Annotated in this window: 18 protein-coding genes and 2 tRNA genes; 15 read left to right on the top strand and 5 right to left on the bottom strand. The window is 62.4% G+C overall.

The features are described 5' to 3' along the window. The first annotated feature begins 1 nt into the window (after position 1). The 8 genes from truA (at position 2) to HZR81_RS19450 (ending at position 8,054) form a co-directional block, all read left to right on the top strand. The gene (truA, locus tag HZR81_RS19485) at positions 2 to 862 is read left to right on the top strand and encodes a tRNA pseudouridine(38-40) synthase TruA (RefSeq protein WP_133457293.1); all 861 of its coding nucleotides are present in this window, start codon (positions 2 to 4) and stop codon (positions 860 to 862) included. A gap of 79 nt (positions 863 to 941) precedes the next feature. Further along, positions 942 to 1,565 carry a phosphoribosylanthranilate isomerase gene (locus HZR81_RS19480; protein WP_063543530.1) on the top strand — a complete coding sequence of 208 codons (624 nt, stop codon included), beginning with the start codon at positions 942 to 944 and terminating at the stop codon, positions 1,563 to 1,565. 215 nt (positions 1,566 to 1,780) lie between these two features. After that, positions 1,781 to 2,674 carry an acetyl-CoA carboxylase, carboxyltransferase subunit beta gene (gene accD, locus HZR81_RS19475; protein WP_063543687.1) on the top strand — a complete coding sequence of 298 codons (894 nt, stop codon included), beginning with the start codon at positions 1,781 to 1,783 and terminating at the stop codon, positions 2,672 to 2,674. Further along, on the top strand, positions 2,671 to 3,975 hold the full coding sequence (gene folC / locus HZR81_RS19470; protein WP_500129019.1) for a bifunctional tetrahydrofolate synthase/dihydrofolate synthase: 1,305 nt from the start codon (positions 2,671 to 2,673) through the stop codon (positions 3,973 to 3,975). The genes accD and folC overlap by 4 nt, the downstream gene beginning before the upstream one ends. Further along, positions 3,959 to 4,582, top strand: coding sequence for an SPOR domain-containing protein (locus HZR81_RS19465; protein ID WP_316959229.1), 624 nt, complete (start codon positions 3,959 to 3,961; stop codon positions 4,580 to 4,582). Before folC ends, HZR81_RS19465 begins: the two co-directional genes overlap by 17 nt. A gap of 130 nt (positions 4,583 to 4,712) precedes the next feature. Then, positions 4,713 to 5,225, top strand: a complete 513-nt coding sequence (locus HZR81_RS19460) for a CvpA family protein (RefSeq protein ID WP_133456924.1) — start codon at positions 4,713 to 4,715, stop codon at positions 5,223 to 5,225. 68 nt (positions 5,226 to 5,293) lie between these two features. Further along, positions 5,294 to 6,799, top strand: a complete 1,506-nt coding sequence (gene purF / locus HZR81_RS19455; RefSeq protein WP_063543519.1) for an amidophosphoribosyltransferase — start codon at positions 5,294 to 5,296, stop codon at positions 6,797 to 6,799. 43 nt (positions 6,800 to 6,842) lie between these two features. Next, the gene (locus tag HZR81_RS19450) at positions 6,843 to 8,054 is read left to right on the top strand and encodes an O-succinylhomoserine sulfhydrylase (protein WP_500129018.1); all 1,212 of its coding nucleotides are present in this window, start codon (positions 6,843 to 6,845) and stop codon (positions 8,052 to 8,054) included. 97 nt (positions 8,055 to 8,151) lie between these two features. Here HZR81_RS19450 and gspD read toward each other — a convergent pair whose 3' ends face one another. Beyond that, positions 8,152 to 10,092: a type II secretion system secretin GspD gene (gene gspD, locus HZR81_RS19445; protein WP_500129017.1), complete on the bottom strand. Its 1,941-nt coding sequence runs from the start codon at positions 10,090 to 10,092 to the stop codon at positions 8,152 to 8,154. 3 nt (positions 10,093 to 10,095) lie between these two features. Then, entirely contained in the window at positions 10,096 to 10,731 is a 636-nt protein-coding gene (locus tag HZR81_RS19440; RefSeq protein WP_500129016.1) for a type II secretion system protein N, read from the bottom strand. Positions 10,732 to 10,985: 254 nt separating this feature from the next. Between HZR81_RS19440 and HZR81_RS19435 the strand changes: the two genes are divergently transcribed. Together HZR81_RS19435 and HZR81_RS19430 are read left to right on the top strand one after the other, a co-directional pair. Continuing rightward, positions 10,986 to 11,061: transfer RNA gene (locus tag HZR81_RS19435), tRNA-Val, on the top strand. Positions 11,062 to 11,098: 37 nt separating this feature from the next. Next, positions 11,099 to 11,175: transfer RNA gene (locus HZR81_RS19430), tRNA-Asp, on the top strand. A gap of 210 nt (positions 11,176 to 11,385) precedes the next feature. On the opposite strand, the gene HZR81_RS19425 is transcribed toward HZR81_RS19430, so the two are convergent. Beyond that, the gene (locus HZR81_RS19425; RefSeq protein WP_500129015.1) at positions 11,386 to 11,514 is read right to left on the bottom strand and encodes a hypothetical protein; all 129 of its coding nucleotides are present in this window, start codon (positions 11,512 to 11,514) and stop codon (positions 11,386 to 11,388) included. A 300-nt stretch (positions 11,515 to 11,814) separates the two neighbouring features. Between HZR81_RS19425 and HZR81_RS19420 the strand changes: the two genes are divergently transcribed. From HZR81_RS19420 to HZR81_RS19410, 3 genes are read left to right on the top strand one after another with little or no spacing between them, the layout of a single operon-like run. Then, the gene (locus HZR81_RS19420; RefSeq protein WP_102841359.1) at positions 11,815 to 12,357 is read left to right on the top strand and encodes a c-type cytochrome; all 543 of its coding nucleotides are present in this window, start codon (positions 11,815 to 11,817) and stop codon (positions 12,355 to 12,357) included. 13 nt (positions 12,358 to 12,370) lie between these two features. After that, the gene (locus tag HZR81_RS19415) at positions 12,371 to 12,826 is read left to right on the top strand and encodes a DUF305 domain-containing protein (RefSeq protein WP_200629972.1); all 456 of its coding nucleotides are present in this window, start codon (positions 12,371 to 12,373) and stop codon (positions 12,824 to 12,826) included. Beyond that, the gene (locus tag HZR81_RS19410) at positions 12,826 to 13,371 is read left to right on the top strand and encodes a DUF6692 family protein (RefSeq protein ID WP_500129014.1); all 546 of its coding nucleotides are present in this window, start codon (positions 12,826 to 12,828) and stop codon (positions 13,369 to 13,371) included. The genes HZR81_RS19415 and HZR81_RS19410 overlap by 1 nt, the downstream gene beginning before the upstream one ends. 131 nt (positions 13,372 to 13,502) lie before the next feature. Here the strand turns inward: HZR81_RS19410 and HZR81_RS19405 are convergent, their stop codons facing one another. After that, on the bottom strand, positions 13,503 to 13,985 hold the full coding sequence (locus HZR81_RS19405; RefSeq protein WP_102841357.1) for a DUF1641 domain-containing protein: 483 nt from the start codon (positions 13,983 to 13,985) through the stop codon (positions 13,503 to 13,505). Further along, a complete protein-coding gene (gene fdhF / locus HZR81_RS19400) occupies positions 13,985 to 16,948 on the bottom strand; it encodes a formate dehydrogenase subunit alpha (protein WP_500129013.1) in 2,964 nt (987 codons plus the stop codon). The genes HZR81_RS19405 and fdhF overlap by 1 nt, the downstream gene beginning before the upstream one ends. Before the next feature lie 261 nt (positions 16,949 to 17,209). Here fdhF and HZR81_RS19395 point away from each other — a divergent pair, with 261 nt between their 5' ends. Both HZR81_RS19395 and HZR81_RS19390 read left to right on the top strand, forming a co-directional pair. Continuing rightward, on the top strand, positions 17,210 to 17,866 hold the full coding sequence (locus HZR81_RS19395; protein WP_500129012.1) for a cytochrome c3 family protein: 657 nt from the start codon (positions 17,210 to 17,212) through the stop codon (positions 17,864 to 17,866). A 3-nt stretch (positions 17,867 to 17,869) separates the two neighbouring features. Beyond that, positions 17,870 to 19,876, top strand: a complete 2,007-nt coding sequence (locus HZR81_RS19390) for a TAT-variant-translocated molybdopterin oxidoreductase (protein WP_500129011.1) — start codon at positions 17,870 to 17,872, stop codon at positions 19,874 to 19,876.

Genomic DNA, 19,876 nt, shown 5'->3' with positions numbered 1-19,876 from the left:
TATGAACCAAGCAGTACCCGAAGCGGCAGCCGAAATGGCTGCCGTCGGCGTTTCCAGAATCGCTCTCGGCGTTGAATACAAGGGGGCCCGATATCGCGGCTTCCAGCGCCAGCGTGCCGGTGTGCCGTCCATTCAAGAGTCACTCGAGACAGCGCTGACCAAGGTCGCGGGTGGCCACCGCGTCACGCTCAGCTGCGCGGGGCGTACGGATGCGCTGGTCCACGCCAGCGGTCAGGTAGTGCATTTCGATACACCCGTTTCGCGCACCATGCATGCATGGGTCATGGGCGCGAACATGAACCTGCCTCCGGACATAAGCGTTACCTGGGCAAAGGAGATGCCGCTGCATTTCGATGCGCGCTTCAGTGCCATGGCGCGTCGATACCGCTACGTGATCTACAACGATCAGATCCGTCCAGCGCATCTGGCAGAAGAAGTTACTTGGAATCACCGTCCGCTGGACATCGAGCGGATGCGTGCAGCTGCCGTTGCCCTGGTGGGGACGCACGACTTCAGTGCATTCCGCGCGAGGCAGTGCCAGGCCAAGTCGCCGATCAAGACAATTCATCATCTGGAGCTGCTCGAATACGGCCGGCTGATCGTCATCGATGTCAGGGCCAATGCCTTTCTCCATCACATGGTGCGCAATTTTGCCGGTGTGCTCATGACCATCGGTGCCGGTGAGCGTCCGGTGGAGTGGGCGTCGCAAGTGCTTGAGTCGCGAGTTCGCCGCACCGGTGGGGTAACGGCACATCCATATGGTCTCTATCTGGTCGAAGTGGACTACCCGGACGAGTTCGAGCTACCGAAGCGCTATCTCGGGCCGCATTTTCTTTCCGGCCTGCCAGACGTTCGATGCTGACGAATGCCCGTGGCGATTCGCTTGCAGCTGACATGGCTTTTGTTACCATCCTTTTTTCCCGTTGACAGGTAGAGTTCCGTTGCCAATCGTTCGCAGCAAGATATGTGGCATCACCCGTATCGAGGACGCCCTGGCCGCTGCGGCGGCGGGCGCTGATGCCATCGGCCTGGTCTTTTATCCCAAGAGTCCACGGGCGGTCAGCCTGCAACGGGCGCGCGAGATCATCGCAGCCTTGCCTCCTTTTGTTACGACGGTCGGGCTGTTCGTCAATGCCAGTCGCTGCGAGATCAACGAGACGCTCGATGCGGTTCCACTGGATATGCTGCAGTTCCATGGGGACGAATCACCGGGCGCATGCGAAGGCTTTCACCGCCCGTGGTTCAAGGCGCTGCGAGTCGGTAACGGCGAGGATGTCGCTGCTCAGATTGCTCGCTACGGCAATGCTAGCGGCATCCTTCTGGATACGTTCGTGGCTGGCGTGCCGGGCGGAACGGGCGAGCGCTTCGACTGGTCACTTATCCCCCCTTCATTGCCCAAGCCGTTGATTCTTGCTGGAGGGCTGACCGTAGAGAATGTCCAGCAGGCAATAGCCCAGGTCCGGCCATATGCGGTGGACGTCAGTGGCGGTGTGGAGCAGGGCAAGGGCATCAAGGATGCGGCCAAGGTTGCAGCCTTTATCGAGCGTGTGCGGTCGACTATGTGACGCCTGGATGGTCGTGACCGTCCAGTAACGAGTCGCTGGTGAGCCCAGCGCACCGATTGGTGGTGATCTCTTCCGGCAGGAAGAGATCGAATATGGCGGTTGCGCTCATGCGCATCGCTTACGCGTCTGGCGAGCGTTTGCATGCTCCGGTCGCAACGATGAATCTACCTGTGGCGCGGGTGCGCGGCAGGAATGAAGCTTTGGAGAACAAGAGCATGAGCAACTGGCTGGTAGACAAGCTGATCCCTTCGATCATGCGCTCGGAGTCGCAGAAGAGTTCGGTGCCCGAAGGCCTCTGGCACAAATGCCCATCCTGCGAGGCGGTTCTGTATCGTCCCGAACTGGAAAAGACGCTTGATGTATGCCCCAAGTGCCAGCATCACATGCGCATCGATGCCCGTACTCGTCTGGACATCTTCCTCGATACCGAGGGGCGTGAAGAGATTGCCGCCGATCTCGAACCGGTCGACCGTCTCAAGTTTCGTGACAGCAAGAAGTACAAGGATCGCCTGACCGCCGCTCAGAAGCAGACTGGTGAAAAGGACGCCCTGGTCGCCATGAGTGGCAAAGTGGTCAATGTCCCTGTGGTAGCCTGCGCCTTCGAGTTCTCTTTCATGGGCGGCTCGATGGGTGCGATCGTCGGCGAGCGTTTCGTTCGTGCCGCCAACGTGGCGCTGGAAAAACGCTGCCCGCTGATCTGCTTCTCCGCATCCGGCGGCGCCCGGATGCAGGAGGCGCTGATCTCGCTGATGCAGATGGCCAAGACCTCTGCAGTCCTGGCTCGCATGCGCGAGGAAGGCCTGCCTTTCATCTCCGTCCTGACTGATCCGGTCTACGGCGGCGTTTCTGCCAGTCTGGCCATGCTGGGTGATGTGATCGTCGCAGAGCCGAAGGCCCTGATCGGCTTCGCTGGCCCGCGGGTAATCGAACAGACCGTGCGCGAAAAGCTGCCGGAAGGCTTCCAGCGTAGCGAGTTCCTGCTGGATCACGGCGCTATCGATCTGATCATTCCGCGTTCCGAGTTGCGTGCTCGTCTGTCGCGCCTGTTGGCGCAGATGCAGAAACTGCCGTCACCGAGCGAACCTGCCCAGGTAGCGGCTACTGCATGACCACCCGGAGCCTGGCCGACTGGCTCGCCTATCTTGAGCAACTGCATCCCACTGCCATCGACATGGGCCTCGACAGGGTTCGTGCGGTGGCAGCGCGGCTTGGTCTGACGCGGCCGGCTCCGCTGGTAATTACCGTTACCGGCACCAATGGCAAGGGCTCCACTTGTGCCTTCCTCGCGTCGCTGCTTCGCAGCGAGGGTCTCGAAGTCGGCGTTTACAGCTCACCGCATCTGCTGCGCTACAACGAGCGCGTACAGCTCGGAGGCGTGAATGCGAGCGATGAGCAGCTCTGCGAAGCCTTTGCCGCTGTGGATGGCGCCCGTGGCGACATATCGCTTACCTACTTCGAAGTCGGGACTCTGGCGGCATTCTGGCTCTTCGGGCGGGCAGGGCTGGACGCGGTGGTACTGGAAGTCGGCCTTGGTGGCCGACTGGACGCGGTCAACATCATCGATGCCGACCTGGCGGTGATTACCAATATTGGTCTCGATCATGCCGACTGGCTGGGTGATAGTCGTGAAAGCGTGGCGTACGAGAAAGCCGGGATTCTGCGCGAAGGTAAACCAGCGCTGTGTGGCGATCTTGAGGTTCCAACACCATTGCTTGAGCGCGCCAAGGAGCTGATGGCGCCGTTGTTCTTGCGCGGGCGTGATTTCGATCTGGCGATCGATGCCCGGACCTGGCATTGGCGCGGCGTGGATGCAGCGGGCAAGCCGCTAGAGTTGCACGGGTTGCCGCAGCTGTCGTTACCCATGGAGAACGCGGCGCTTGCGCTACAGGCGTTTGCCTTGCTGGGGCTGTCCTGGGATGCCGAGCGCATTGCTGGTGCGCTGCAACGAACGCATGTGACGGGGCGCTTGGACCGGCGGTACGTCATGCAGAACGGCCAGCGCATCTCGCTATTGCTGGACGTAGGACACAACCCACACGCTGCCGGCTTTCTCGCTCAGCGGCTCGGGCAGCGACCGATCACGGGGCAGCGGTTGGCTGTGTTCGGCCTTCTTGCAGACAAGGATCTGGCTGGCGTGCTCGATGCCCTGAGTCCGCAGATCGCACAATGGGCGGTCGCGCCGCTGCCTACCACCCGTTCGCGGCCAGCGGCACAGCTGGCTGCGGCACTGGTTGAGCGTGGTGCTTCGGTCAGTCAGTATGAGAGCATCGAACAGGCTCTCGTCGCGCAGTGCAGTAAGGCTGATTCTGCCGACGAAGTGCTGGTCTTCGGATCGTTCTTCTGTGTCGCTGCGGCGCTCGAATGGCTGGAACAACAGGCAGGGGAAAGTGGGCATGGCATTGCTGGATAAGGGATTGCTGCAACGCATGGTTGGCGCGTTGGTGCTGATCGCCATAGCGGTCATTTTCGTGCCGATGCTGTTCAATCGGCAGGACGACCTTCGCCATGTCACGGTCGATGCGCCCAGCATTCCTGCCGCACCGGTTGTCGCCGATATCGAAATGCAGCCGGTCGAGGTGCCAGAGGCGAAATCGGCCCCCGAGGGCTTTGAAATCATCGAGGAGGGGGGCGACGCGACTGCCGCCACGGCTGAAGACCCGGTGCCTGCTCCCGTCGAGCCGCTTGCTCCGGCTGATCCTGCTCCAGCTACTGCGCCATCGGCACCATCGGCACCAGCGGAGCCGCAGAAGCCGGAGCCGCGGCTGGACAACAATAACCTGCCGGTCAGCTGGTCGATTCAGCTGGCAAGCCTATCCAATCGCGCGAGTGCGGAAAGCCTGCAGCAGACGTTGCGTTCGCAAGGCTACAACGCCTATATCCGCACCGCTGACGGGATGAATCGCGTCTTCGTCGGGCCGCTGGTTGAGCGCAGCGAGGCGAACCGCCTTCGCGATGTGCTGCAGCGTCAGCAGAAACTCGATGGCTTCGTGGTGCGCTTCAAGCCCGAAGAGGGTTGACCTGTAGGGCCGCCTGTCGCCGTTTGATCGGTGTCGCGATCAGCACACCAGCGTTGACGCAACCAGTGCGTACCCGTGGCGCCTGCGCTCTGCTAAAATGCGCGGCCTTTCCCCCTTTGTAGAAGACATCGTGGCATTCACCTGGGTCGATTGGACCATCATTGCCGTCATCGCTGTTTCCAGTCTGATCAGTCTCAAGCGTGGTTTCGTCAAGGAAGCGCTATCGCTGGTCACCTGGATCGTTGCCGGCGTGATCGCCTGGATGTTCGGCGGCGCCTTGTCTCACCATCTGGCCGAGTTCATCAGCACGCCCTCGGTGCAGGTTATCGCAGCGTGTGCCCTGTTGTTCGTGGCGACCCTGCTGGTGGGCGCGCTGGTGAATTTCCTGATCGGCGAGCTGATCAGGGTGACGGGGCTGTCAGGGACCGATCGTTTTCTCGGAATGGTATTTGGCGCCGCACGAGGTGGTCTGTTGGTGGTGGTGCTTGCAGGGCTGCTCAGCCTGGCACCGGTCCAGCAGGATGCCTGGTGGCGCGAATCGGCATTGCTGCCGCATTTTCTACTGATCGCCGATTGGTCGAAGAACCTGATTCTCGGGTTCAGCGGCCAGTGGGTCGCCGGTTCGCTCAACCCGGCCGGTTGAGTATTTTTCCCGGATGCTCGGTTTGCCTGCGCATTCGGCCAGCTTGTAATAACTGAGGGGTTCCTTGCATGTGTGGCATTGTCGGCATCGTCGGTAAGTCGAACGTCAATCAGGCGCTGTATGACGCGCTTACCGTACTGCAGCACCGCGGCCAGGATGCAGCCGGTATCGTGACCAGCCACGACGGTCGCCTGTTTCTGCGCAAGGACAACGGCCTGGTGCGCGACGTATTCCAGCAGCGCCACATGCAGCGCCTGGTTGGCAACATGGGCATCGGCCATATCCGTTACCCCACAGCCGGCAGCTCCAGTTCGGCCGAAGCCCAGCCGTTCTATGTGAACTCGCCGTACGGCATCACCCTGGCGCACAACGGCAACCTGACCAATGTCGACCAGCTGACCAAGGAGATCTACGAGTCGGATCTGCGCCACGTGAACACCAGCTCAGATTCCGAGGTGCTGCTCAACGTGTTCGCCCACGAACTGGCCGTGCGCGGCAAGCTGCAGCCGACCGAAGAAGACGTCTTCGCCGCCGTCAGCAAGGTCCACGAGCGTTGCCGCGGTGGTTACGCCGTGGTGGCGATGGTGACCGGTTATGGCATCGTCGGTTTCCGCGACCCGAATGCAATTCGCCCGATCGTCTTCGGCCAGCGCCACACCGACGAAGGCGTCGAGTACATGATCGCTTCGGAAAGCGTGTCACTCGATGTGCTCGGCTTCACCCTGATTCGCGACCTGGCGCCGGGTGAGGCGGTGTACATTACCACTGACGGCAAACTGTTCACCCGCCAGTGCGCGGACGCGCCGAAGCTCGCGCCATGCATCTTCGAGTACGTCTACCTGGCGCGTTCCGACTCCCTGATGGACGGCGTGTCGGTGTACAAGGCGCGTCTGCGTATGGGCGAGAAGCTGGCCGACAAGATCCTGCGCGAGCGTCCCGATCACGACATTGATGTGGTCATTCCAATTCCGGACACCAGCCGCACCGCGGCGCTGGAGCTGGCCAACCGGCTCGGCGTGAAGTTCCGCGAAGGATTCGTCAAGAACCGCTACATCGGCCGTACTTTCATCATGCCCGGCCAGGCTGCACGCAAGAAGTCGGTGCGCCAGAAGCTCAATGCCATCGATCTGGAGTTCCGCGGCAAGAACGTCATGCTGGTGGACGATTCCATCGTGCGTGGGACCACCTGCAAGCAGATCATCCAGATGGCCCGCGAAGCCGGGGCGAAGAATGTCTACTTCTGCTCGGCGGCGCCGGCGGTGCGCTACCCCAACGTATACGGCATCGACATGCCCAGTGCCCACGAGCTGATCGCGCACAACCGCACCACCGAGGAAGTGGCCGAACTGATCGGTGCCGACTGGCTGGTCTACCAGGATCTGGAGGACCTGATCGATGCGGTAGGCGGCGGCAAGGTCAAGATCGAGAACTTCGATTGCGCGGTGTTCGACGGCAACTACATCACTGGCGATATCGACGAGGTCTACCTGCAGAAGATCGAGCAGGCACGCAACGATCTGAGCAAGGCCAAGACCAATGCGGTCAGCGCGATCATCGATCTGTACAACAATTGATCCATGCCGGACGCGGCAAAGCTGCGCCGGCTGAGGCAAGACTATGACCATTGAATGGGAAGCCGGACGGCTCGATAGCGATCTCGAAGGGGTCGGACTCGATACTCTCGCAGTGCGCGCCGGCCAGCGCCGCACGCCGGAGGCCGAGCATGGTGAGCCGTTGTTCTTCACCTCCAGTTACGTGTTCCGCAGCGCCGCCGACGCGGCTGCTCGCTTCGCCGGCGATGTGCCGGGCAACGTCTACTCGCGCTACACCAATCCGACCGTGCGGGCATTCGAGGAGCGTATCGCCGCGCTGGAGGGCGCCGAGCAGGCCGTCGCCACCGCTTCCGGGATGGCAGCGATCCTCGCCACCGTGATGAGCCTATGCTCGGCTGGTGACCATGTACTGGTTTCGCGCAGCGTGTTCGGCGCCACCGTCTCGCTGTTCGAGAAGTACTTCAAGCGCTTCGGTGTGCAGGTCGATTATGTGCCGCTCACCGATTTCGCTGCATGGGAATCCGCCTTCAAGGAGAACACCAGGCTGGTGTTCGTCGAATCGCCGTCCAACCCGTTGGCGGAGCTGGTGGATATCGCTGCGTTGGCGCAGCTCTGCCATGACAAGGGCGCCATGTTGGCGGTGGATAATTGCTTCTGCACGCCGGTGCTGCAGCAGCCGTTGACGCTGGGCGCGGATATCGTCATTCACTCGGCAACCAAATACATCGACGGGCAGGGTCGCTGCCTGGGCGGCGTGGTAGCCGGGCGCAGCGAGCAGATGAAGGAAGTGGTCGGCTTTCTGCGCACGGCCGGGCCGACGCTCAGTCCATTCAACGCCTGGGTGTTCCTCAAGGGGCTGGAAACATTGCGCCTGCGCATGCAGGCCCATTGCGCCAGTGCTCAGACGCTTGCCGAGTGGCTGGAGCAGCAGCCGGGTGTGGAGCGCGTGTACTACGCTGGGTTACCGAGCCATCCCCAGCATGAGCTGGCCAAGCGTCAGCAGAAGGGCTTCGGCGCGGTGCTGAGTTTCGAAGTGACCGGAGGCAAGGCGGGCGCCTGGCGATTCATCGACGCCACCCGGCTGATCTCGATCACTGCCAACCTGGGCGACAGCAAGACCACCATCACCCATCCCGGCTCGACCACCCATGGTCGGCTGTCGGCCGAGGATCGCGCGACCGCGGGCATCAGCGACAGCCTGATCCGCGTTGCGGTGGGGCTGGAGGACGTGGACGATCTCAAGGCCGACCTGGCTCGCGGGTTGGCGGCACTCTGAGCCACCGCACCATCCCATGGCGGCGCCGTTCGACTGCCGCTGTGGGGTTGGTTGCCTCATCCCCCGCTGAACACGCAACGCCGCCAGGTGCCGTCGTTTACTGACGTAGATCAATGGCCGGTGCGGGTTCGCCTCGGCCATCAAACAGCTGCGTAGGATTGGCCGGAAGGATGGTCGGACTGGCCGAATCGGTCTCGATCACCCGGATATCGCTGTACTTCTTCCCGGACAGCGCGGCGAGCCCGGCGCGATCGCGTATCACCGTCGGCCGCAGGAAGACCATCAGGTTGCGTTTGACGTGAGTCTCCTGTGTGGAACGGAATAACGCGCCGAGCAGGGGGATATCGCCGAGCAGCGGTACCTTGGCGTTGGTCCGCGTCACGTCGTCCTGGATCAGGCCCCCGAGGACGATAACCTGGCCATCCTCGGCGAGGATGGTGCTCTTGATCGAGCGCTTGTTGGTCACCAGGTCGACGGCCTGTGCCGTCAAACTGGCACTTGGGGCGATGGACGATATTTCCTGCTCGATCTGCAGGCGCAGGGTGGCCCCCTCGTTGATGTGGGGTGTGACCTTGAGCGTCACACCGATGTCCTGGCGCTCGATGGTGGTGAACGGGTTGTTCGCTCCAGCCGAGTCGGTGGTGTAGGAGCCGGTCTGGAATGGCACGTTCTGGCCGACCAGGATCTCCGCTTCCTGGTTGTCGAGGGTCAGCAGGCTGGGTGTCGACAGCAGATTGCTCTTGCTGTTGGAGGACAGTGCGGTGATCAGGGCGCCAAAACTGCGCGTACCGACGCCGATGATCGCACCGTCTGGCAGCTCGCTGGGGATTTCGTTCTCATTGATCGCATTCAGTACGCTTCCGACCGAAATGCCGGTGTTGCCGAAGCTTACGCCGCCGGCGCCGCCAGTACTGCCGCGAGCGTCAATGGCCCACTGCACGCCGAGCGCATCGGTGATGTCGCCCGAAACTTCGACGATGGCCGCCTCGACCATGACTTGCGCGCGCGGAACGTCCAGCTGCCTGACGATGCTTTCCAGCGTACCGATCAGCTCGGGATCGGCCAGCAGCACCAGCGCATTCAGGCTTTCATCGGCACGAATCAGGATGTTCTGCGACCGCCCGGTACCGCTGCCAGCCTCGCCAGTGTCCGGGTTCTGCAGGCCTTCGGAGATGTCGCCAAGTGTTTCGGCAAGGGATTTCGCATCGTTGTGGCGCAAGCGGATGACGCGAGTATTGGCCGAACGGGTGGCTGGCGTGTCGAGTGACTGAGCCAGTGCGGCGAGTTTGCCCCGTGCCTCGCTTGGGCCGATGAAGATCAGTCGATTGGTGCGCGAATCGGCAATGATCTGCACGCCCGGTGCACTTTTCGCTTCGCCGCGGATCATCGCGTTACGTAGGACTTCGGCAATATCGACCGCCCAGCCATGGCGCAGGTTGAGCACGCTGTAGTCGTTGCTTTCGGCCTGGTCGAGCTGGTCCACCAGATTCTGTATGCGCGCGATATTGGCGCTGCGGTCGCTGATGATCAGCGCGTTGGCCGATGAAACGGCTGCGAGATGACCGTACTGCGGAACCAGTGGGCGGATCAGCGGAATCAGCTCGGCGGCGGAAGTGTGTTGCACCTGGATTACCCGGGTCTCCAACTGGTCGCCACCGGTCGGCCCACCACCGGCTTCCGCCTTGGCTTCGGCGTTCGGTATGACCCGCGCGACATCACCTTGAGTCAGTACGCTGAATCCATGCGTCGCCATTACCGAAAGGAACAGCTGATAGACCTCGCTCAGCGACAGGGTCGCGTTGGATACCACGCTGACCTGGCCCTTCACTCGCGGATCGACGATGAACGTCTGGCCGCTGAGCTGGCTGATCTGATCAATGAACGCGCGGATGTCGGCGTCCTTGAGGTTGATGGTCCAGCCGTCTTGCTGATTCGGACTCGGTTCGATACCCGGTTCGGCTGCGATCAAGGGCAGCGGGGCGGCCAGCAGGCCGGTGGCTAGCAGGGCAAGCAGTGAGCGCGAGAAAGGCTTCGGCATCGGTCAATCGTCTTCCATGGGCTGGTCGTTGGAGGGTGCGGCGTCAGGCTGGATGACGGCTTCTTCCAGCTGCTGGCGCAAAGCGTCCATCTGTTGCTGCATCAGCTGCGACTCGTCCGTCGCGAGTTCGCTATTGGCTGTTTCTTCCGGATAGGTCGGCTCGTTCGGAACGTAGGCTGGCGATCGAGTTTCGGGAAAATGCAGCACCTCTACGGTGCCGTTGCGCAGCAATTCCACATGGTTGGGATAGACCTTATGCAGGCTCACGCCATCCTGCAGGTCCTGTCCCTGCCAGTACAGCTTCGGTGGCTGCCCATCGACCTGGACGATGGCGCTCGATCGCTCTGGCTCGATGTGCACGAAGCTGCCACGCAGGGTGAAACCGCTGGCGGCTGCCGAAGGCGCATAGGCGTCGGAGGGCGCGGCCGAGCCGAACAGGATCTCCAGCCGCTGCATGTCTGGTCCGCTCGCTCCGCCGACGTTCTGCTCATAGATGTCTGCCGGCGCTGGTGCACGGCTCAGATCCAGCCACTGCTCGAGCCGGGTGGCCAGATAAACGGCGTAGATACAAAGGAGCACGATGCTGGCAAGCAGTGGGACGTGTTGACGGTAATTGCGCAGTTTTCCCGGCAATGGCAAGCGAAATACTCCGTGGCGCTCTTGTTGTAGGTTCCCTGGGCGCGGGGCTGTTGTCAGGCGTTACAGCATTTCTAGATCACTTTTGACGATACCGCAGCCGAAATTTCAGACAATCCGGGTGAGCGGATGGTGCCCGAACAAAGTTACAAAGCGATGCGGCAGTCTCAGTTGACCACGCTTTGGTAAAAAAAATTCAATGCTGCTGTTGACTTAGCTTAGGGGGGTGAGTAAATTGCGCGCCTCGCAAGGCGATCGGCTGATTAGCTCAGCTGGGAGAGCACCTGCATCACACGCAGGGGGTCGGCGGTTCGATCCCGTCATCAGCCACCAACCTTTGTGAGATTTCGGACGAAAGTCCGGCCGACGCGCAGCGGTAGTTCAGTCGGTTAGAATACCGGCCTGTCACGCCGGGGGTCGCGGGTTCGAGTCCCGTCCGCTGCGCCATATTACTCAGTTCACTTCCTATGGACGTGATGAGACAAGAAAAGCTGCCCTAGGGCAGCTTTTTTTGTGTCCGCTGTTTGGCCCTTGCGTAATTCTTGCGGCAGATCTTTTTTATCGTCAGTGCTCGCGTCTGCGGCGTATGGCCATCAGGGCCAGCGTGTAACCATCGTTGCGCTCGAAGTGGCTGCCCGCGGCTACCAAAAATCCAGCTTAGCTACCGAGCGCGCTATCGATGCCGCTGCCGCTGCCGCTGCCTGCGGACAGCCTGTGCTCCACAAAATCGGTTTGAGAAGCGCTCAGTTCGATGGATGGTGCGTCTGTCGTCAACAGCACACGCATGATCCAGTCCGTCCGTCTTGGCTCTGAAAGATCGCAGTCTCACCGGTTATAGCGTGCGGCCAAAGGCGCCACCGGCTCTCGCTCGATCAGACAATACAGTCCCTACAGCGATTAGTCTGCACATAATTCAAGAATATAGGTAGCCGACTAACTAGAAGATCGGTTAGAACTGACCAATAGCGTTTTGCCTCACCTGCCTAGATTACTTTTTTGTAAGGTAACTATTTGTTGGCAACTATGCGCCGTGTTGTTTTGTCTATGCCTCAGGCGCCGCTGATTAACCTGGAGGCATAATCACTTATGCAAAAAACTCAGAGCTCCTTGCTAAAAGGCTTAGTGGTTGGGCTTGTATTGGCCGCTTTGTTTGTTTTTTTGCTGGTTTTGCTAGTTGCGTATACCGGCGCATACAACGTTGCCGCTTCTCAGGATCACTCACCCTTTGTTCGCTGGGTGTCGACCACCACCATGGAGAACTCAGTGGCAGCCAGAGCGGAGGACCTGGACGTGCCGGAACTCTCCGAGGAGCAGATCGCTGCCGGTGCAGAGCATTACAAGGCGATGTGTCAGCACTGCCATGCAGGCCCAGGCGTGGAACGCGCCGAGTGGGCTCGAGGCCTTTTACCGCAACCACCGCATCTCGTCGAGGAGGCCGCACATTGGCAGCCGAACGAGGTGTTCTGGCTGATCAAGCATGGCGTGCGTATGTCGGCGATGCCGGCTTTCGGCGAAACGCATGACGATGGAGAGCTCTGGAATATCGCCGCTTTCGTGAAACAGCTGCCTGGTATGTCTGCCAGCGAATATGCCGCGCTAGGTCAGCAATCAGGTACGCACGGGAACTGAAAGGAAAACGATGATGCAGATGTCTTATTGGCGCTTCGCCGCCATGATCGCAACTTCTACAGTCGCCATGTTCGGCTTGATGTATTTAAATACTTACGCATTCGAACATGTATTTTGGAGCGAGACCCGCGCCTGGATGGCGCTGTTGATGGGGGCTGTCATGGCCGTAATCATGCTGAGTTTCATGCTGAGCATGTATCAGAAAAAGCGGATCAATATCGCTATATATATCGGCAGCCTCGTTGTATTTGCCCTGACGCTCTGGCTGGTCCGTAGCCAGGCTACCGTTGGTGATGCCGAATATATGAAAGCCATGATCCCCCATCATTCGATTGCGATCATGACCAGCGAGCGCGCGCAAATTACCGACCCGCGGGTTCGCAAACTGGCCGATGAGATCATTGCGGCTCAGCGTCGTGAAATATCGGAAATGAAGTATCTGATCAATGAACTTGAGAGGGTCGACTGATGCGTCTTCATCTGCACCGGAGCGGCCAGGGTTCGCTCGCTTGTAAATTGCTTGCGCCTTTCGCGGTTCTGTCGCTGGCCGCCTGTGGCGATCCCGCGCCTGGAGAGGGTGTTGAAAAGCCGCTGATGAGCGACCCGTCACCGAAGATGGTCGGTGCGCGTGAAGCGGTGGGCATGCCCGACATCCCAACCATCGATCCGCAGACGCTTGACGCTGCCGAAATCGAGAAGGTGCTGGGTGTAGGCCCGCGGTGTGCTTTCGCCTACACAGCGGAAAGCAAGCCCGTGGCTGTTTTTCAGGTGACTGGCGATAACGCCGGCCAAGGGGTGGTGAAGATCCATGGCCGATTGGTAAAGCTTGCGGGGCATGAGGCTGAAGTCGGTGGTTTCACACTGAGTGGTGACGGTATGTCGGTCAGAATCGAGCCAGCGGGCGAAGGGGGCGATTCAAGGCCGGCCGAACAGCGTGAGGCCGACATGCTGTTCGAGCTGGAGCAGGGCCTGCACGTCGGTTACCGTGGCTGGTATCGCTGTACCAGCCCCTGACCGATGCGAGCCCGCGATCGGTACCAACGCCAGCCCTCCATACCTGCAACGAGCAGCCGGAGTTCCCCAAGCACCGGCTGCTCGCTTGTGTTCGAGCGGTAACGACCGGTAACGGCCATAGCCGCTTTGCCTCATTGCTCGGTTTGCTTGCCACTGAACCTGGTGATCGGTTTTTCCGCGTCCTTGTCCAGACCGCCCGCGAAGCTCTTGAGCCCCTCGATGATGGGCATCAGCGCCGCCCACAGTTCGTCGTCGTGGAGCATCTTGTAGGCGCCGGTAACGCCTGGCGCCTCGTCGTGCTTGCCGTCGGGTTTGTAATGCCCGACGGCATGGAAGGCTTCTTGGAAGGCAAACACCACTTTGCAAAATTGCGCGGGCTCGATGCGCGACAGCGCCATGCCGAGGATTGACAGGTTCTGCACGGCATTGAGCGAGCCTTCCTTGCTCATCCCATCGACCAGTACCTTGAGCACGCGGTCATGCGAGCCCGCCAGGTCGTTGGCAAAGCGCAGCACGCCACGCTGGTGCAGGGTTTCGAGCAGGGTATCGAGTTCCTCGCGCGCGCTGGGGCCGATCGGCGTCGGCTTGACGTCGTAGTTGATTCGCTGGGCCATCAGAATCTCTCCGGATGCGGGGCTTGGGTGGGCGGGGCGACGTAGTCGTCGCGGTACCACTTCACCTCGACGGGCACACCTTCGTTGGGGGTGCGCTTGGCGTGGCGGAAGCTGTTGGACGGCAATGGCGGTTCGCCTTTTTCGGCCAGCACTTCCAGCTTCACCGCGGTTTCCTTGTAGGCCGGCGTGTTCACGTCGGGATCGTGGTGCTCGCCGGTCAGCAGGTTGAGGCCAGGCTTTCCTTGGTGGATGGGCATGAACAGCGTCTTGCCGGCGACTCGCTCGGTCACGGTGGCACGCACCTCCACCGAGCCGCGGCGGGAGCTGATCTTCAGCCAGGTGCCGTCCTCGATGCCGCGCTCGGCGGCCAGTTCCGGGCTGACCTCGACGAACCAGTTCGGTGCCTGCGACCAGATGCGTGGGCCGCGCCCGGTCTGATTGGTGGCCTGGAACTGCTCGAGCATGCGGCCGTTATCGAGCATGATGTCGTACTCGTCGTCGGCGGCTTCGGCCGGCTCCTTCCATTCCAGCGGGAACAGCACGGCCTTGCCGTCGTCGGTGTGGAAGCGCTCGGTGTAGAGCAGCGGTGTGGTGCTGCCGTCGCTCTGCATGGGCCAGAACAGCGATTGCCAGCCTTCGAGCCGCTCGTAGCTGATGCCCTGGAACATGGTGGCGATGCCGGCCGCCTCGTCCATGATCTGGCTCGGGTGGCTATAGCCCCAGTCATGCCCCATGCGTTTGGCCAGGTCGGTGAAGATCTGCCAGTCTGGGCGGCTGTTCCCCAGCGGCGGCAGCACCTGGTAGAAGCGCTGGATGCGCCGCTCGGTGTTGGTGAAGGTGCCGTCCTTCTCTACCGAGGGGCAGGCTGGTAGCACCACGTCGGCGAATTCGGCGGTGCGGCTCATGAAGATGTCCTGCACCACCATGAAGTCCAGATTTTCGAAGCCGCTATGCACGTTGCGGCTGTTGGCATCGGAGAAGGCGGTCTCCTCGCCGATGATGTACATGGCCTTCACCGAGCCCTCGCGGGCTTTCTGCACCATGGTGAAGTTGTCGTTGCCCTTCTCCAGCGGCAGCCGCTCCTTTGGCACGCCCCAGGCCTTGGCCCACTTGTCGCGGTATTTCTCCTCGGTGACTTTCTCGTAACCGGGATACATGTTTTTCAGGCAGCCGAAATCGCTGGCGCCTTGCACGTTGTTGTGGCCGCGCATCGGGTAGCCGCCGGTGCCGGGCCGGCCGTAATTGCCGGTGACCAGCAAGAGGTTGGATAACGCCGTGCTGGTGTCCGAACCGTGGCTGTGCTGGGTGATGCCCATGGCCCAGAGCAGGCAGACCGAGTCGGCCTGGCCGATCAGCTCGGCGGCCTCGATCAGCTTGTCCTTGGCGATGCCGGTGACCTCGGCAGCGAAGTCCATGGTGAAAGGCTCGAGCGATTTTCTGTATTCCTCGACCTGATTGACCCGGCTGTCGAGGAAATCGAGGTCGGCGTATCCGTGATCGAACATATAGCGCGCCAGCGCCGAGGCCCAGACCAGGTCGGTGCTCGAGTTGGGCCGCAGGTGCAGGTCGGCACGCTCAGCCATCTCGTGGCGGCGTGGGTCGAACACCACTAGCTTCTGCCCACGATGCTTCTTCTGCGCCTTCAGTTTGGAGGCGATTACCGGGTGGTTCTCGGACAGATTGCTGCCGACGATGACGATCAGGTCGGCCTTTTCCATGTCCGCGATGGTGCCCGAGTCGCCGCCGTAGCCGACGGTGCGGAACAGGCCCTTGGTCGCCGGGTTCTGGCAGTAGCGCGATGAGTTGTCGACGCTGTGGGTGCCGATGATCGCGCGGGCGATCTTCTGTGTCAGATAGGCCTCTTCGTTGCTCGCCTTGCTCGAGCCGATGAAGCCGATGGCGTCCGGCCCGTGGGTGTCGCGGATCTGCAACAGGCGATGGGCGACCAGGTCCAGCGCCTCATCCCAGCTCGCTTCGCGGAACTGGCCGTTCTCGCGGATCAGCGGCGTGGTCAGGCGTTTCGGGTCGTTGACGAAGTCCCAGGCAAACTTGCCCTTGATGCAGGTAGAAATGCCGTTGGCCGGGGCGTCGACCACCGGCTGCACCTTGAGGATGTGCCGGTCGCGCGTCCACATCTCGAACGAGCAGCCCACGCCACAGTAGGTGCACACGGTCTTGGTGCGCTTGATCTCCGGCTGGCGCCAGTGCATGTCCATCTTCGAGAGGGCGGTGATCGGCCGCGCGCCGATGGTTTCCTCGAGCGTCTTGACCATGTCGATCATCGGCCGCTTGACGTCCTGCGGCAGCGCGGTGAAGGGGCCGGCGTCGGGTTGCATGGTCTTTTCCAGCAGCGCGTTGCACGGGCATACGGTGACGCAGTGGCCGCAGCTGACGCAGCTCGACTGGTCGATCGGCTTGCCGCCGTCCCACAGCACGCGGGGGTGCTCCATGGTGAAGTCGATCGACAAGGTCTCGTTGACCTCGACGTTCTGGCAGGCCTCGACGCAGCGCCCGCAGAGAATGCACTGGTCCGGATCGTAGGTGTAGAAGGGGTTGGAGTGGTCCTTCTCGTACGGCTTGCGCTTGAATTCGTAGCGCTGGATCGGCGGATTGATCTGCGCGTAGGTGTTGTGCAGCGTGCAGTCGCCGGTGTTGTGCTCGCACAGCGTGCAGTACAGCTCGTGCTTGGCCACCAGCCGGTCCATGCCTTCCTCGCGTGCGGCCTTCGCCTCGGCGATCTCGCTGGTCACCTGCAGGCCGTCGCGTGCCTTGAGCGTGCAGCCGCGCACCAGTTCGCCGTCGACCTGGACCCAGCACACGTCGCAGGTTTGCGGTGAGCCGAGCGCCCTGTGGTAGCAGACGTGCGGCAGGTCGATGCCATGCTTGGCGAGAAAGTCGATCAGCGGGGTGTCGGCCTTACCGACCAGGGCTTTGCCGTCGTAATGGATCGTGCAGTCGCTCATCAGGCCTCCGTCTTGTCGCGGTGGTGGGGCGGGCCGGCGTTCCCTGGCCTGTTGCCGGCACGGTCCGGCGCTTCCTGTGGGCACTCGTTCCGCCGTGGGTGGGCGGTCGAGGCTAGCTGTTGTCCATAGCTGACTGACCGGCCTCCGGAAACGTTCCCCGCCGATTTGTATGGATTTGGCCGTGGCGTTGAACTCATGCCGTGCGCACGGTCCAGAAACAGACGGATACAAAAACCAAACGACCCGGATGCCGTTCGTCTGATGGCCCAGCTCTTCCCGCGTTCTGCCGACATGTGGCTGCGCCTGGTCCTGCTCCTGCTGTTCCTGGGGCTGGTCGGGGGTTTCGTCGCGTTCGTCATACTGTCGCGTTCGTCCTATGTCACCGGCGTGGGGCTGACGGTGGATCAGCCTGTGCCCTTCAGCCACGAACACCACGCCGGCGCGCTACAGATCGATTGCCGCTACTGCCACGACAATGTCGAGACGAGCGCCGTGGCCGGCCTGCCATCGACGCACACCTGCATGAGCTGCCATTCGCAGTTGTGGACCGGCGCCGAGATGCTCGCGCCGGTGCGCCAGAGCCTCTTGCAGGGCGAGCCGCTGCACTGGAACCGGGTCAACGAGCTGCCGGACTACGTGTTCTTCCACCACGGTGTGCACGTGAACGCCGGCGTCGGCTGCGCCGAATGCCATGGGCAGGTCGACAGCATGCCGCTGATGCGCAAGGCCGAGCCGTTCAGCATGAGCTGGTGCTTGGACTGTCATCAGGACCCGGCGCCGCGGCTACGACCGCGCGCCGCAGTGACCGACATGAGCTGGCACTACGCTGGTGACCGGCGCGCCCTCGGTGAGGCGCTGATGCGCAAGCGACGCATCGCCGAAGGCGACCTGACCCACTGCTACACCTGCCACCGGTAAGCCATGGACATTCGAGACGACGCCAACCCGCAGCACCGCACACCACTCGACTGGACGGCCATCCGTGCGCGTCTGGAAAACGAGCGCGGTCCGCGCTACTGGCGCAGCCTCGAACAGTTGGCCGACGAGCCGGCCTTCGCCGAATTCGTCGAGACCGAGTTTCCCTCGGTTGCGCCGCAGATGGACCGTCGCCGCTTCCTCCAGGTGATGGGCGCCTCGCTGGCAATGGCCGGCCTGGCCGGCTGTGGCAAGCCGGAGAAGGGCGTGCCCTACGTCCGCCAACCGGAAAAACTCATCCCCGGCGAGGCGCAGTGGTATGCCAGTTCGGTAGCCTTCGCCGGCTACGCACAGCCGGTGCTCGGGCGTACCCACGTCGGCCGTCCGACCAAGCTCGAAGGCAACCCGCAGCACCCGGTCAGCCGCGGCGCCAGTACCGCCATCATCCAGGCGATGATTCTTCAGCTGTATGACCCGGACCGCTCGCAGGTGCCACGCTTCAAGGGTGTCGACACCACTTGGGACAGCTTTCTGCAAGAGGCCAGCGGCGCTGCCGAGCGCCTCGATCACCAGCGCGGCCGTGGCCTGCATCTGCTGCTCGGCGCCAGCAGTTCCCCGACCTTGCAACGCCAGCTCGGCGACCTCTTGCAGCGCTGGCCCGACGCCCGTCTGTATCGCTTCGAGCCCTTCGAAGGCGACGGCTACCTTGCCGCCGAGCGTGCCTTCGGCCGGCCGCTGGAAACCCATTACCGCTTCGATGCGGCCGAGTGGGTGCTGAGCTTCGAGCACGATTGGCTCGGCACGGGGCCGCGCGAGCTACCGCACGCCGTGCGCTGGGGTGAACGCAAGCGCACCGCAGCGAAGGGGGAGGGCGAGGCGCGGCTGCTGATCGTCGAATCGGTGCCGACGCTGACCGGCGCCAGGGCCAGCGAGCGCAAGCGCATCGAACCCGACGAGCTGCCGCGTTACCTGCAGACACTGGCGGCCGCCCTCGGCGAGGGGCGCGGTCCCGCCGAGCCATTGCCGGCCGAACGTCAGCGCTGGATCGAGGCCGTCGCCCGCGGGCTCGAGGCGCGGCGCGGCCGTTGCTTGATCACCGCTGGCGAGCGGACCCCGCTGGACGTGCAGGCCGCCGTGCACCGGCTCAACGCGCGGCTCGGCAATGTCGGCCATACCCTCGATTACAGTGAGCCGGTGCTCTGGTTGGAGGCCGGCGGGCAACGTCTGGCCGAGCTGCCGACGCTGGTCGAGGCGATGCATGCCGGCCAGGTCGAGACGCTGCTGATGCTCGACTGCAACCCGGTGAACACGGCGCCGGCCGACCTCGCGTTCGCCGATGCGCTCGACCGTGTCCCGTTGCGCATCCATGCCGGGCTCTATTACGACGAGACCGCTGCCTTCAGCCACTGGCACCTGCCGTTGACCCACGACCTCGACGGCTGGCACGACGGCCGCGCCGCGGATGGCAGCGTTTGCCTCGGCCAGCCGCTGGTGCGCACCTTCTACAGCAGCCGCACGCTGTCGGAGATCCTCGCGCTGCTGCAGGGCGATCTCGACCCGAGCGGCCGCGCCGAGCTGCGCAAGACCTGGCAATCGCTCGACGAAAGCGCCTGGCGCCAAGCCCTGGAACGCGGCTTTCTGTCCGACTCGGAACTGCCGCCGGTGAAGGTCGATGCACGGCCGCTGGCTTGGGGCGCGCCGCCCGCCGCGGCCGAAGGCCTGTCCCTGCGCTTTCTGCCCGACCCCTGCGTGTGGGACGGTCGACTGGCCAACCTCGGCTGGCTGCAGGAGCTGCCCAAGCCGATCACCAAGCTGACCTGGGACAACGTCATCGGTGTTGCGCCAAAGCTCGCCGAGGAGCAGCGGCTTTCCAACGGCGACGTGGTACGGGTCACGCTGGGCCAGCAGGTGATTGTCGGTCCTGTGTGGATCATGCCCGGCCACGCCGAGCGCACGCTGAGTCTGTACGCCGGCTACGGCCGCACCCGTGCCGGGCGGGTAGGCGATGACTAG

The sequence above is a fragment of the Pseudomonas sp. LM13 genome, assembly GCF_041381355.1.
GTDB classification, from domain to species: Bacteria; Pseudomonadota; Gammaproteobacteria; order Pseudomonadales; family Pseudomonadaceae; genus Stutzerimonas; species Stutzerimonas frequens.
The sequence above is the reverse complement of the archived record's forward strand: the minus strand, read 5'-3'. Positions and strand labels throughout refer to the sequence as shown.

Coding starts and splice junctions, on each gene's coding strand:
- truA (WP_133457293.1), top strand. CDS start 2: ATGAACCAAGCAGTACCCGAAGCGGCAGCCGAAATGGCTGCCGTCGGC.
- accD (WP_063543687.1), top strand. CDS start 1,781: ATGAGCAACTGGCTGGTAGACAAGCTGATCCCTTCGATCATGCGCTCG.
- folC (WP_500129019.1), top strand. CDS start 2,671: ATGACCACCCGGAGCCTGGCCGACTGGCTCGCCTATCTTGAGCAACTG.
- HZR81_RS19465 (WP_316959229.1), top strand. CDS start 3,959: ATGGCATTGCTGGATAAGGGATTGCTGCAACGCATGGTTGGCGCGTTG.
- purF (WP_063543519.1), top strand. CDS start 5,294: ATGTGTGGCATTGTCGGCATCGTCGGTAAGTCGAACGTCAATCAGGCG.
- HZR81_RS19450 (WP_500129018.1), top strand. CDS start 6,843: ATGACCATTGAATGGGAAGCCGGACGGCTCGATAGCGATCTCGAAGGG.
- gspD (WP_500129017.1), bottom strand. CDS start 10,092: ATGCCGAAGCCTTTCTCGCGCTCACTGCTTGCCCTGCTAGCCACCGGC.
- HZR81_RS19425 (WP_500129015.1), bottom strand. CDS start 11,514: ATGCGTGTGCTGTTGACGACAGACGCACCATCCATCGAACTGAGCGCT.
- HZR81_RS19420 (WP_102841359.1), top strand. CDS start 11,815: ATGCAAAAAACTCAGAGCTCCTTGCTAAAAGGCTTAGTGGTTGGGCTT.
- HZR81_RS19415 (WP_200629972.1), top strand. CDS start 12,371: ATGCAGATGTCTTATTGGCGCTTCGCCGCCATGATCGCAACTTCTACA.
- HZR81_RS19410 (WP_500129014.1), top strand. CDS start 12,826: ATGCGTCTTCATCTGCACCGGAGCGGCCAGGGTTCGCTCGCTTGTAAA.
- HZR81_RS19405 (WP_102841357.1), bottom strand. CDS start 13,985: ATGGCCCAGCGAATCAACTACGACGTCAAGCCGACGCCGATCGGCCCC.
- fdhF (WP_500129013.1), bottom strand. CDS start 16,948: ATGAGCGACTGCACGATCCATTACGACGGCAAAGCCCTGGTCGGTAAG.
- HZR81_RS19395 (WP_500129012.1), top strand. CDS start 17,210: ATGGCCCAGCTCTTCCCGCGTTCTGCCGACATGTGGCTGCGCCTGGTC.
- HZR81_RS19390 (WP_500129011.1), top strand. CDS start 17,870: ATGGACATTCGAGACGACGCCAACCCGCAGCACCGCACACCACTCGAC.